The organism is Neisseria sp. CP9 (genome assembly GCF_047758525.1).
Lineage (GTDB): Bacteria > Pseudomonadota > Gammaproteobacteria > Burkholderiales > Neisseriaceae > Neisseria.
On record NZ_CP180502.1, the window covers coordinates 1 to 13,258 of the forward strand.

Genomic DNA, 13,258 nt, shown 5'->3' on the forward strand with positions numbered 1-13,258 from the left:
CTGCTTTAATTCCAATACAAATTTATTCATTAACTATATTTCCTCGCTTTAATTTTATAGATTACTCTATTTTTTCTTTCCATTTCTAGAATCTATTATATTACCCATTCTTCTTGAGAATGCACTTAATTTACCACCCTGACTATTAGAACAAGCCCCACAATGTAGATTATTTATCTAAAGAACAAATATTTCAGACGACCTCAATAAAATATTAAGGTCGTCTGAAAAAAGGTCATGTATACTCAACAACCCAATCAGATCCTGATTAAACAAACTGCCTAGTTTGAGACTCGTAGTCACGCATCAGGTTGTGATGTAGCTTCGTTTCTTTAGGCTGATATGTCAGTTAATCGCAGAGAGGGGATCTGAAATAATACCTGAATTATAGATTTAAAATTCAATGTAATCATCATTATCCATGTAATAATTTAGAGCATCAATAAATTGATCTTTTGTAAAATTTGGATACCGTTCATCTAAGTCATCGTAAATATCCATAAATACATCCCCACTACATAAAATATCCAATCCATTCTCATTTACAAAATCAGGAAAAACTTCTTTTCCATCCACTATTTTTGGACCGTTATCCAAATAACAAACCGTCTCTAAATCAAGGATACTCTCATCTTCATCAGAGGAAATATATATGTATGGAAATTTTGCAAATTTATCAGTATCTTCATCATTAAATAATCTAGCACAATCAATAATTTCTGATATGCTAATTTTTCTTCTAAAAAAATTATCTAAATTCATTTTTTGTTCCTTCTGTGGTTAAATTAACATTTACCTAATGGTTTACCAGTGCGACCGTTTAATTTTCCTCGCCGACCTGGTCTACCACCTCCCCATATACTTCTTCCGCCTTTTCTTTGTGGGTGATATAGACCATGATTTTTTCTATGGTCATTATAATCAACCAGTACCAACCTTTTTGTATCCTCATGATGATGCCATGTTAGTCCCTGTTTATTTTTACCTTTTCCCCAATTGGGACTTGAACTCATATCTCCAGATTTCATCCATTCTTTTAATTCAGGATAACGATTAAGCATATCCCGTTTAAATGATGGGTTAGATTCCATTTTTTTAATAAATGCCTTATTTGCATCATTAAATTGCACAGCATCACTTGAATATCTAATTCCTGAATCTAACTTATGGTCAAAGAAAATATGGTATTTCCCATTATTAGGTCGAGTAGCTAATCCTAACGGGTCAACCCAAGCCTGTACACTCGGAGCAAACCAATAAAGATTATCTCCACCCAGCAACCCAATCGGGTCCTGATTCACAAACCGACCCGCCTCAGGCTCGTAATACCTCATCAGGTTGTAATGCAGCCCGGTCTCTCCCAGACGAAGTGGGTGCGTTTCGGGTCGGTACTCGTCCAGGCGAGTTTGTCTTGGCGTTCTTTGGAAAGGCGTCGTCCGAACGGGTCGTAGGCGTATTCCCAAATCTCGGTATTGCCGGCTGGCTTTTTGATTTCGGCGCGGACGAGTTGGTTTTCGAGATCGTATTGGTAATATTGGTTTTCGCCGTCGGGCAGCTGGCGGTAGATCAGGTTGCCCAATGCGTCGTAGGTGTATTCGATGCCGTTGTATTCTTTGAGGCGGTTGCCGCTGACAGGGTTGGGCTTGGCGGGGGATTTCAGACGACCTTGAATTTTGGGGTCGTCTGAAATCGGGGCGGTCGTTTTGCCCTCTCCCCGGCCCTCTCCCACGGGAGAGGGAGTAGATGTCGGGATGTCGAGGATGTTGTGGGCGGGGTCGAAGGCGAAGGTTTCGCTGCGGCCGGTTTGGCTGTTGCGGGCTTCTTGAATGCGTCCGATTTTGTCGTAGATGTAATTGAGGACACCGCTTCTTTGGTCGGCGCTTTGAATCAGGTTGCCGGCTTTGTCGTAGGCGTAGCGGCGGTTGACGGCGCCGCCGGCCAGCGGGTTTTGTTTGCCGTGAAGCGTTTGTGTGCCGCTCCGGACGGTACGCTGGCTTTTCAGACGACCCATGGGGTCGTAGTCATACAGGCTGCTGATGCTGCCCTGCGTCCTTTGGATTTCGCGGTGCAGTTTGTCGCGTTCGATGTCGCTGACGACTTCGCCGTTAAGGCTGATTTGGTGCAGGTGTCCGCTGCCGTAGTACAGGTAATCGATATGGCGGCCGTCGGGCAGGATGGTGCGGATGCGGTTGCCCAACGGGTCGTATCGGTAGCCTACGGTGGCGCTTTGGCCGTTGTGGACGGTGGTTTCGCCGATGAGTCGGTCGAGTTCGTCGTAGGCGAGTTCGACGCTGCTGTGTTGGTTGCGGGCTTTGGTCAGGTTGCCGGTAATGGGATCGTATTCGAAACGGGTGCGGCTGATGCCTTCGTCTTTACTTTGTCCGTTGCGGTCGGAGACTTTGCGGCTTTGTTTTTCGATCAGTTGGCCGAGGATGTTGCGTTTGAACCGGTGGATGTGCCAAGTCTCGGGACGGTCTTTCAGACGACCTTGATCGGTGCTTTGGCCGTATTCGGTCTGTTGGACCAGTTGTCCGGCGGCATCGTAGCCGTAGGCGGTGATTTTGCCGTCCCAGCCGGTTTCTTGGATCAGGTTGTCGGTCGGGTCGTAATCGAGACGGTAGGTTTCGCCGTTTTCGTTGGTGAGGACGGTCAGACGGCGGGCTTTGTCGTAGGCGTAGGCGAAGGTATGGCCCAGCGCGTTGGTGCGTTTGAGCGGCAGTCCGTCCACCGCGAGTTCGTAGGCGGTTTTGGCACCGAGTCCGTCGATGTGGGCGGTCAGACGGTTGAGGCGGTCGTATTCGAAGGTTTCGTGACTGCCGTCGGGATAGTCGGTACGGACGGGGTTGCCCGCTGCGTCGTAGTGGTGGCGGGTGGTATGGCCCAGCGCATCGGTAACGGTTTCGAGATCGCCGTATTCGGTGTAACCGAAACGGGTGGTTTCGCCGGTACAGTCGGTAAAGCAGACGAGCTGGTCGAGGGTGTCGTAGTGTAGGTGTCGGGTTTTGCCTAAGGCGTCGGTAATGGTTTCGGGCAGCCATTGGGCGTTGTAGCCGTAGCGGGTAATGTAACCGGCGGGGTCGGTGATGCTGATGAGGTTGCCGCGTTCGTCGTAATCGTAGGCGGTAATCCTGCCTGCGGGATCGTTGACGGCAACCGGCAGGTTGAGGGTTTCGTGGTAGTCGATTTGGGTGCTGCTGCCGTCCGGCGCGGTGATGGCGATGACGTTGCCTTCGGTATCGTAGAGATAGCGGGTTTCGCGTCCGAGCGGGTCGCGTTCTACGGTAATGCGGCCGTAGCTGTCGCGTTCGCTGTCGCTGCGTTGTCCGTCGGCGTCGATGCGGTAGACGAGTTCGCGGTTTTCGTCGAAACCGTACACTTCCGTCCGTCCCAATGCGTCGGTAACGACGGTATGGTCTTTGCGGTAGTCGAACGTCCATTCTTCACCGAGGTTGTTTCTGCTTTTAAGCACTTTGCCGTCGGTGTCGTAACGGTCGTATTCGTAGCGGGACACCAGTCCGTCGGGCTGGCTGTGTTCGACCATGATGTGGTTGCGGTAGGCGAAACCGCGCAGTTTTTTGCCGTCGCGTCCGTAAACGGCGGTCAAATCGCCGTAGCCGTCGTAGTCGTAGCGCACCAGTTCCTTGCCGTTGAAGGTGACGGAGGTGAGGCGGTTGACGTAGAAACGTTCGTCTTCGGAAACGAAGACGTCCCGTTCTCCGGCCGGGTCGAAGTCGGGATCATTGTCGTGCAGACGGATGGAGGAGAATGCGGGTTGGAAGTGTCGGCCGCTGCCGTCGTAAATGCTGTGCGGCAGCCCGTTATCATCGTAGCAGAGGCGAATATGGCGGCCGTTGCGGTCGAGTTGTGCGACCAGTTGGAAAATGCCGCAGCCGGAATCAACTTCGGCAAACAGCAGCCGGGCACCGCCGTCGGGGGAGGCGATTTGGTAGAGGTCGTCTGAAAGTTGGTTTTCAGACAACCTCTATGTTAACTGCTAATGAGACTGTTAAAGAACAAATAGTTCAGACGACCTCAAAGAAGATAGTGAGGTCGTCTGCAAAACAGAAATCGCGTGCATACATACCGCGCACACATAACATCAGAATTGAAGGTTTGTGTGGGGCTACGGCTTGCTTTGAATGTGTAGGCTGCTTTTGAACCGTTTTGGGGCTTTGAAAGCAGCCTGCACTTTTGCAGGTAGCCGATGAGGCTACGTGGGCAGCAAGTGCCCGCCCTACGTCAGGATTGGAGGTTTTGTGCGGGCTACGGCTTACTAGACAAATAATCAAACTAAAACAAACTCTGAATTTTCATCATTAATATAATCTATTTTGGTGTAAAAAATTAAATCCCTAACCCCTGCAGAAATTAACCTATCCTTTAAATTATCATTTACTACAATTTGCGCAAATTTCTCTTTACTTTTAGCTATTGAAACATCCCAATCAAAACTTTCTTTAAATTTTTGTATTGAAAATTGATACTCCTCCTCATCATCCCATTCATCTTTTTCATAAATACTATTATTTAAATCCGTGGTGTTTTCATGATTGGTAATATGAACAACATAAAAACCATCTAACACCTTCTGGTTTTTAATATTTACAGGGAAAAACTGTACAAAACCAGCCTCTTGTTCTGGTTTAAGAATTTCTTTTACTTTCTGGCTGACAATTAATGGGCCTACTGTAAATAAAAAATCATACCTGTCTAAAGAATAGCTTTTATTAGGATTCAACTCATAGATCAATTGTACGCCCTGAGAGATTTTTCCTTCGTTATCTAACAACTGATAATTAACAGAGTTCCAGTTAAATTTCAAAAATTTTTGTTCTGACTTTGGATAAATTGCAAAAATCATTTTCAACTCCTATATAGCGTTGTTTAATTTAATTTTTCCTGACAATAGCAACCCTCTATACTTGTCCATAATGCTTTCCACATGCATTTTCTTGATATGAGAAGGGCATTTCATTTGACTAACCTTATCCAATTCCCTTCTAATTCTATTCTCGTAATCCATTTGATGCATCCCTCTATGAATAGTTCTCCCCTCTGGATTATTAGAAGAATGTGTTGGCAATTGAACAATATTTCGATAATTATTCAAGTCAATTTTTGCATCTATAATAGCGGGATGCTCTAAGAAATTGGTTAAAGGTATTATATGATGTCGTTGATGTCCAGATATTACTGGCATCTGTGCATAATCCCCCTGAGGTTTTTGCCTTTTTGCTCCTAATACATCGACCCATGCCTGTACATTAGGAGCAAACCAATAAAGGTTATCTCCACCCAACAACCCAATCGGATCCTGATTCACAAACCGCCCCGCCTCAGGCTCGTAATAGCGCATCAGATTGTAATGCAGCCCCGTCTCTTCATCGAAGTATTGGTTTTGAAGTCGGAACGGTTGATGTGCATTCCGATAGACGCATTCATCCTTTTTCAGACGACCCCAGGCGGTGTATTCGCCGTACCATAAGAGATTGCCGTGGATGTCGGTCATCTCGCGCGGGATGCCGACATTCTTCGCCGAGGTTGTTGCTGCTCTTGAGCACTTTGCCGTCGGTGTCGTAACGGTCGTATTCGTAGCGGGACACCAGTCCGTCGGGCTGACTGTGTTCGACCATGATGTGGTTGCGGTAGGTGAAACCGCGCAGTTTTTTGCCGTCGCGTCCGTAAACGGCGGTCAAATCGCCGTAGCCGTCGTAGTCGTAGCGTACCAGTTCCTTGCCGTTGAAGGTGACGGAGGTAGGCGGTTGACGTAGAAGAGGTCGTCTGAAAGTCGGTTTTCAGACGACCCCTATTTTAACTGCTAATAAGATTGTTAAAGAACAAATGGTTCAGACGACCTCAAGGAGGATAGTGAAGTCGTCTGAAAAACAGAAACAGCGTGAGTAGCGTATATCCTACGTCGGGACTGAAGTTTTTGCTAGACTACGGCTTGCTATTCGTATTTTATATACCACCTTTTAGCATCATCTCCTGTAACTGGACTGTAAGGTAAATATCCTTCTGCCTCTTTATCTGAAATTTCTTGATCATTCCCTAACAAATCAATTTTTCTTTTCATGCCACTTGGTCCATATTCAAAAAACACATTCTTAATTTCATCAGGGGTAAGTTCAAAATTGTCATAATGACCTAAAATTCTCCATTCGCCCTTTTGTATGTGTTTTTTATTATCCAATGTACTATATACATCCAATATAAATATTTTTCCTAGTTGTTTAGCCTCCATTATTTCTTTCGCTGTAATAGCATTAGGATTTGTATGTTGTATATCATATATCTTACAAGCAAACCAGCCATCCAATTTAGCAATTAAAATACCATAACCATATTTTTCTTCAAGTTCATTAATTTTAAAACAAAGAATATCCCCCACTTTAATAAACCTTAACATTGTACGTGTTTTCTTATCCCACTCCCATAAATTTACTTTATCCATTACACTTTCCTTTCAGTTTTTTAAGTAATTTCTTTCGAAACTTCTTAAAATATTCTTGGCGAGATTCTTTACGAGTTTTGCTATTTATATCAAAAGAATTAATTTTATTCTGTCTATTACTTTGAGAAATTTCTTTTCCTACCTCTCCATGTTTTGTATCGTAATATTCAATTAAGGCTTGTTCATACCCCCTTGCTTGGCCATATGTCAAATTACGATGCAAGGGCTCCATTCTTGTTAAGCCATCTTTGGTCAAACGCCCTGTATCTTGATGTTCAGCAATCCTTCTCGCTGTATCGTTCGTAATACCAATGTAATAAGGCTTATCTGCAATTTTTCCGGTATTTGGATCAACATCAAATAATCCGTAAACATGGTAGCCTGGAGTTTCCTCATGAACCAATCCCAATGGGTCAATCCATATCTGGCTGTTAGGAGCAAACCAATAAAGATTCTCGCCCCCCAACAACCCAATCGGGTCCTGATTCACAAACCGCCCCGCCTCAGGCTCGTAATAGCGCTTCAGGTTGTAATGCAGCCCTGTCTCTTCATCGAAGTACTGGTTTTGCAGTCGGAACGGCTGATGCGCGTTCTTGTAAACCCGCCCGTCCTTTTTCAGACGACCCCAGGCGGTGTATTCGCCGTACCAAAGGAGATTACCGTGGATGTCGGTCATCTCGCGCGGGATGCCGATTTGGTCGGTGTGGAAATAGGCGAGGTATTGTTTGCCGTCTTTGGCGTTGTCAAAGATTTGCGCCAGCGGTTCGTAGCTGTCTTGGTCGGTATAGATATAGGTGTAGCTGCCTTTGTAGGTGTACTCCTGAAGTAATCGCGTTCCGTCCCAGACGAAGTGGGTGCGTTTCGGTTCGGTGCTCGTCCAGGCGAGTTTGTCTTGGCGTTCTTTGGAAAGCCTTCGGCCGAACGGATCGTAGGCGTATGTCCAGATTTCGGTATTGCCTGCGGGCTTTTTGATTTCGGTGCGGACGAGTTGGTTTTCTAAATCGTATTGGTAATATTGGTTTTCGCCGTCGGGCAGCTCGCGGTAGATCAAATTGCCCAATGCGTCGTAGGTGTATTCGATGCCGTTGTATTCTTTGAGGCGGTTGCCGCTGACCGGGTTAGGGTTGGCAGGTGATTTCAGACGACCTTGAGTTTTGGGGTCGTCTGAAATCGGAGCGGTCGCTTTGCCCTCTCCCACGGGAGAGGGAGTAGATGTTGGAATGTCGAGAATGTTGTGGGCGGGGTCGAAGGCGAAGGTTTCGCTGCGGCCGGTTTGGCTGTTGCGGGCTTCTTGAATGCGTCCGATTTTGTCGTAGATGTAATTGAGGACACCGCTTCTTTGGTCGGCGCTTTGAATCAGGTTGCCGGCTTTGTCGTAGGCGTAGCGGCGGTTGACGGCGCCGCCGGCCAGCGGGTTTTGTTTGCCGTGAAGCGTTTGTGTGCCGCTCCGGACGGTACGCTGGCTTTTCAGACGACCCATGGGGTCGTAGTCGTACAGGCTGCTGATGCTGCCCTGCGTCCTTTGGATTTCGCGGTGCAGTTTGTCGCGTTCGATGTCGGTTATGACTTCGCCGTTAAGGCTGATTTGGTGCAGGTGTCCGCTGCCGTAGTACAGGTAATCGATATGGCGGCCGTCGGGCAGGATGGTGCGGATGCGGTTGCCCAACGGGTCGTATCGGTAGCCTACGGTGGCGCTTTGGCCGTTGTGGACGGTGGTTTCGCCGATGAGTCGGTCGAGTTCGTCGTAGGCGAGTTCGACGCTGCTGTGATGGTTGCGGGCTTTGGTCAGGTTGCCGGTAATGGGATCGTATTCGAAACGGGTGCGGCTGATGCCTTCGTCTTTACTTTGTCCGTTGCGGTCGGAGACTTTGCGGCTTTGTTTTTCGATCAGTTGGCCGAGGATGTTGCGTTTGAACCGGTGGATGTGCCAAGTCTCGGGACGGTCTTTCAGACGACCTTGATCGGTGCTTTGGCCGTATTCGGTCTGTTGGACCAGTTGTCCGGCGGCATCGTAGCCGTAGGCGGTGATTTTGCCGTCCCAGCCGGTTTCTTGGATCAGGTTGTCGGTCGGGTCGTAATCGAGACGGTAGGTTTCGCCGTTTTCGTTGGTGAGGACGGTCAGACGGCGGGCTTTGTCGTAGGCGTAGGCGAAGGTATGGCCCAGCGCGTTGGTGCGTTTGAGCGGCAGTCCATCCACTGCGAGTTCGTAGGCGGTTTTGGCACCGAGTCCGTCGATGTGGGCGGTCAGACGGTTGAGGCGGTCGTATTCGAAGGTTTCGTGACTGCCGTCGGGATAGTCGGTACGGACGGGGTTGCCCGCTGCGTCGTAGTGGTGGCGGGTGGTATGGCCCAGCGCATCGGTAACGGTTTCGAGATCGCCGTATTCGGTGTAACCGAAACGGGTGGTTTCGCCGGTACAGTCGGTAAAGCAGACGAGCTGGTCGAGGGTGTCGTAGTGTAGGTGTCGGGTTTTGCCTAAGGCGTCGGTAATGGTTTCGGGCAGCCATTGGGCGTTGTAGCCGTAGCGGGTAATGTAACCGGCGGGGTCGGTGATGCTGATGAGGTTGCCGCGTTCGTCGTAATCGTAGGCGGTAATCCTGCCTGCGGGATCGTTGACGGCAACCGGCAGGTTGAGGGTTTCGTGGTAGTCGATTTGGGTGCTGCTGCCGTCCGGCGCGGTGATGGCGATGACGTTGCCTTCGGTATCGTAGAGATAGCGGGTTTCGCGTCCGAGGGGGTCGCGTTCTACGGTAATGCGGCCGTAGCTGTCACGTTCGCTGTCGCTGCGCTGTCCGTCGGCGTCGATGCGGTAGATAAGTTCGCGGTTTTCGTCGAAACCGTACACTTCCGTCCGCCCCAATGCGTCGGTAACGACGGTATGGTCTTTGCGGTAGTCGAACGTCCATTCTTCGCCGAGGTTGTTGCTGCTTTTAAGCACTTTGCCGTCGGTGTCGTAACGGTCGTATTCGTAGCGGGACACCAGTCCGTCGGGCTGGCTGTGTTCGACCATGATGTGGTTACGGTAGGCGAAACCGCGCAGTTTTTTGCCGTCGCGTCCGTAAACGGCGGTCAAATCGCCGTAGCCGTCGTAGTCGTAGCGCACCAGTTCCTTGCCGTTGAAGGTAACGGAGGTGAGGCGGTTGACGTAGAAACGTTCGTCTTCGGAAACGAAGACGTCCCGCTCTCCAGCCGGGTCGAAGTCGGGATCGTTGTCGTTCAGTTGGATGGAGGAGAATACGGGTTGGAAGTGTCGGCCGCTGCCGTCGTAAATGCTGTGCGGCAGTCCGTTGTCGTCGTAGCAGAGGCGGATATGGCGGCCGTTGCGGTCGAGTTGGGCGACCAGTTGGTAAATGCCGCAACCGGAATCGACTTCGGCAAACAGCAGCCGTGCGCCGCCGTCGGGGGAGGCGATTTGGTAGAGGTCGTCTGAAATCTGTGAAAAGAAGATTTGTTCGTAAGGATCGAAATAGGCGTCATCCAGACCGTAGGGATCTTCTTCGGCGGAAGCAGGTCTTGGTGCGGCCTCTTCTTCATATAAATCGTCCTCATCGTCGTCGGCTGCGGAATAAGGCTCGTCCGCTTCGTCGCTGATATCCGGCAACGAAATTTCCCTGCCCTGCTCATCAATATAAAGGAAACCGTCGGCAGTACGGACAAGATGCATGGAGAACGGCAGCGACCAACCTTGTCCCAACCAGCCGTTGCCTATTTGGTCGGAATAGTAGCTGCGCTGCCAAACAAGGGGAAGCGGGGAATCGAAGGCAAAGTCGGTCTCGGTATCGTCAAATAGGACTTTGATACCGAGCACTGCGTTTACGGGGTTACCAACATTTGTGGCAGCAGCTACCTTACAAGGAATACAGTGACCATGACCCGAGGTAACCACCCCGCCATCGAAGCCCATGCCCATGCCGCCGCTAAAACCACTGACCATTTTACGGGAAGGCGGTTTGGGGCTCGGCTGACCGGGTATCATGGACGCAAGGGAAACCAGTTCGGATATGGCATCAACTGCATCGGCTGCAGCAGAATCAGGCGCAACTATGGAAAGGGCAGTGGAAGCAACATCGGCAACCATCTCTATCACATCAACCGGTCCGGCTGCATTGGTCAGCGGCTCGGGTGGATTGGCAGAGCCTTGAGACACCATGGCTGGTGCGGCTGGTTTGGGGATGAGAATACCGAAAGTATTACCGAAAGAGGCCATGGGTTTACTCTCTCCGTCGAGATTCTTTTATTTTTGAAATGAAAAACTGGAATATTTGAGAAACTTGAGAAACTAAGTCAAAATAATTATGACTGTTTTAGAATGGCATTGCAACAAAATTATAACAAATAACAAACTGTAAATACATTGTATCTTAAGACACTAAAATAACAATAAATGTTCCGTAAATATACTAATATCATAAAAGATTTACCTTACTTATTCTTTTAACAGATAAAAAAATATATTAATACATAAACCAAAATTATGGTAAAGTATATATACGGCAGCCATATTGGATATGTTTGAGGCAAAGGCATAATCAATACCTTAAGTAACTTTATCTTTTGTTAATTTTACATTATGTGATTGTTATTTATGCAGCGAATAAACACCTACTTTTTCGGAAAATTAAATCAATCTCGTGATTTTATTGTTTCTGAAAATCTCCAAGCTAACGATAAAAATTTTTGGGATGGATGGTTTGGTCGTTGCACCAACCAAGATAAGCTAATTCCATTTACCCGAAAGGCGCTTTTCGCATCTCGTATTTGGCTGTTTTGCGTTAAACTGCCTGCGAACATAACCTATACAGGTATAACAGCCCTTAGTTCGGACCAAACAGGTCGGCAATATCCTTTTGTATTATTTCAAAAGCCTTACACCCCTTCCGAACAGTTAAAATCTATTAATTTTTTTTACAAAAATATAGATTTTTTTAACCAAACATTGACTAATGGCAAATGTGTTTTAAAAGATTGCTTAGATACAATTCACAAACCTACCAATCCACTATCTGAATCTTTCCTCATTTTTTTATCCAAAACAGATAACATCGGTAGCTTTTGGATGGAATGCGAAAGTGGTAACTATATAGAAAGAGACGGAGAGCCAACGTGCTCTCTGTTTAATAAAATATTTGGATTATAAGTAGATGAGTACATTTCCCCTATGGGCTGAACCAATTTCCGCCGACACCCCTGAAGGGGTAAATATTGAATACGATAGCCGCTTTTTAGAGCTTCAAAGCGCTGCCGAAGGGAAACCGGAAAGACAATATGGCGATACCATCATCCCTGCTGAAGAGCCTGATTGGGCAACAGTAGAGAAGCTATGCAATCAACTGCTGGCTGAATCAAAAGACCTCCATGTTTTAGCCTATTACACACAGGCTCTTACCGCAAAACACGGGCTGGTTGGCTTTTGCGCCGGCTGCGAAGCCATCAAAACCAATGTGGATTTATATTGGAAATCCCTATATCCCAAACTCGAAGATGAGGACGGCGAACCCGACCCGTTTTATCGAATCAATGCATTAAGTGCATTCACGACACTTGATGGCATCGCCAAAGAAGTATTTTCAGCCAAGTTATTAGTAAACGGTCTGACCCAACAGCCCATTACCGTTAAAGAAGCAGTTTCTGTCTTGCAAGGCAATGACCCTCAAAGTTATCCGGGCGGCAAAGAACGTTTGATGCTCGATATCAGGGTAAGTGCCGATACCGGCAAACCGGAATTGATTGCCTTGATCCAAGCATTAGATTATCTGAAAGATATTCAAAACACCTTCTCAACGCAGCTGCAAGACGAACATTCGCTTAATTTCGAGGTGATTCAAAAACCGCTTACCCTGATCCACAAAGCCATCAATTACAACGATGGTAGCACGCCGCAGCTGCAACATGCTGAACAAACAGAACAACCCGCTGAAACGCCCGTTTCGACCGCTGCCCAAGAGCAATCAACCCTGCAAGAAGCGGATGCTTGGCGTCGTCTGAATATCAAAAATCGGGCTGATGTCGATTTGGCTTTGGAAAAAATCTGCATCTACTTTGAAACGCTGGAACCCAGCCACCCTGCCCCACTATTTATCCGTAGGGTACAGCGGCAAATGAATATGAACTTCTACGACATCATGAAAGATATCAGTCCTGAAAGCATTGCCAACCTGGAAGTTTTGATCGGGAAGCAGGACGAAGAAACGGGAACTTCCAACGAATAAGGTAGTCTATCCGCAATATTAAAGTTCGTTTCAATAAACAACTTTTATCATTTAAAGGTCATTGAATATGTCACGAAACAAATCATCCGGACAAAAATTTATTGCTCGTAACCGGGCGCCTCGCGTACAGATTGAGTACGATGTAGAACTTTACGGTTCTGAGAAAAAAATTGAGCTTCCATTCGTTATGGGTGTGATGGCAGATTTGGTCGGTAAACCCGTAGAACCGCTACCTGAATTGGCTGAACGCAAATTTCTGGAAATTGACGTAGATAATTTCGATGAGCGCATGAAAGCCCTCAAACCCCGTGTGGCATTCAATGTAAAAAATACGCTTACTGGTGAAGGCAATCTGAATGTAGAGCTTGAATTGGAAAGCATGGATGATTTCTCCCCGGCAGCAATCGCCAAAAAAGTAGGTCCTTTAAATGAACTCCTACAAGCGCGCACAGAGCTTGCCAACCTGCTTTCATATATGGATGGTAAGAGTGGTGCTGAAGAATTAATCGGAAAAGTCTTGGGAGACAGCGAGCTGCTGAAAAGCCTTGCAGCTGCGCCTAAAGCGACTACCAAAGACGAGCAGTAATTTCAGATG

9 protein-coding genes and 2 pseudogenes are annotated in these 13,258 nt (G+C 47.6%); 3 read left to right on the forward strand and 8 right to left on the reverse strand.

Annotated features, from left to right (window positions below; translation table 11 throughout):
* Window positions 1–393: 393 nt before the first annotated feature.
* From ACMYUL_RS00005 to ACMYUL_RS00040, 8 genes and pseudogenes are all read right to left on the reverse strand, one after another.
* Window positions 394–762 (reverse strand): hypothetical protein, encoded by a 369-nt coding sequence (locus ACMYUL_RS00005; RefSeq protein ID WP_070515436.1) that lies wholly within the window; start codon window positions 760–762, stop codon window positions 394–396.
* 23 nt (window positions 763–785) lie between these two features.
* The gene (locus tag ACMYUL_RS00010; RefSeq protein ID WP_415772993.1) at window positions 786–1,130 is read right to left on the reverse strand and encodes an HNH endonuclease; all 345 of its coding nucleotides are present in this window, start codon (window positions 1,128–1,130) and stop codon (window positions 786–788) included.
* Between the two features lie 81 nt (window positions 1,131–1,211).
* Window positions 1,212–1,729: pseudogene (locus ACMYUL_RS00015) on the reverse strand (RHS repeat domain-containing protein); the annotation flags it as partial.
* Window positions 1,730–4,285: 2,556 nt separating this feature from the next.
* Window positions 4,286–4,861: a hypothetical protein gene (locus tag ACMYUL_RS00020; RefSeq protein WP_415771409.1), complete on the reverse strand. Its 576-nt coding sequence runs from the start codon at window positions 4,859–4,861 to the stop codon at window positions 4,286–4,288.
* 9 nt (window positions 4,862–4,870) lie between these two features.
* Window positions 4,871–5,527: pseudogene (locus ACMYUL_RS00025) on the reverse strand (RHS repeat-associated core domain-containing protein); the annotation flags it as partial.
* The gene (locus ACMYUL_RS00030) at window positions 5,439–5,696 is read right to left on the reverse strand and encodes a type IV secretion protein Rhs (RefSeq protein ID WP_415771411.1); all 258 of its coding nucleotides are present in this window, start codon (window positions 5,694–5,696) and stop codon (window positions 5,439–5,441) included. The pseudogene ACMYUL_RS00025 and the gene ACMYUL_RS00030, both read right to left, overlap by 89 nt.
* Window positions 5,697–5,950: 254 nt before the next feature.
* On the reverse strand, window positions 5,951–6,454 hold the full coding sequence (locus ACMYUL_RS00035) for an Imm26 family immunity protein (RefSeq protein ID WP_415771412.1): 504 nt from the start codon (window positions 6,452–6,454) through the stop codon (window positions 5,951–5,953).
* Window positions 6,447–10,661 carry a DUF6531 domain-containing protein gene (locus ACMYUL_RS00040; RefSeq protein ID WP_415771414.1) on the reverse strand — a complete coding sequence of 1,405 codons (4,215 nt, stop codon included), beginning with the start codon at window positions 10,659–10,661 and terminating at the stop codon, window positions 6,447–6,449. The genes ACMYUL_RS00035 and ACMYUL_RS00040 overlap by 8 nt, the downstream gene beginning before the upstream one ends.
* Window positions 10,662–11,039: 378 nt before the next feature.
* Here ACMYUL_RS00040 and ACMYUL_RS00045 point away from each other — a divergent pair, with 378 nt between their 5' ends.
* The 3 genes from ACMYUL_RS00045 to tssB all read left to right on the forward strand — a co-directional run bounded on the left by ACMYUL_RS00045 (window position 11,040) and on the right by tssB (window position 13,249).
* The gene (locus tag ACMYUL_RS00045) at window positions 11,040–11,591 is read left to right on the forward strand and encodes a TagF domain-containing protein (protein ID WP_415771416.1); all 552 of its coding nucleotides are present in this window, start codon (window positions 11,040–11,042) and stop codon (window positions 11,589–11,591) included.
* Between the two features lie 4 nt (window positions 11,592–11,595).
* A complete protein-coding gene (gene tssA / locus ACMYUL_RS00050) occupies window positions 11,596–12,663 on the forward strand; it encodes a type VI secretion system protein TssA (protein ID WP_415771418.1) in 1,068 nt (355 codons plus the stop codon).
* A 67-nt stretch (window positions 12,664–12,730) separates the two neighbouring features.
* The gene (gene tssB / locus ACMYUL_RS00055) at window positions 12,731–13,249 is read left to right on the forward strand and encodes a type VI secretion system contractile sheath small subunit (protein ID WP_003761725.1); all 519 of its coding nucleotides are present in this window, start codon (window positions 12,731–12,733) and stop codon (window positions 13,247–13,249) included.
* Window positions 13,250–13,258 lie beyond the last annotated feature (9 nt).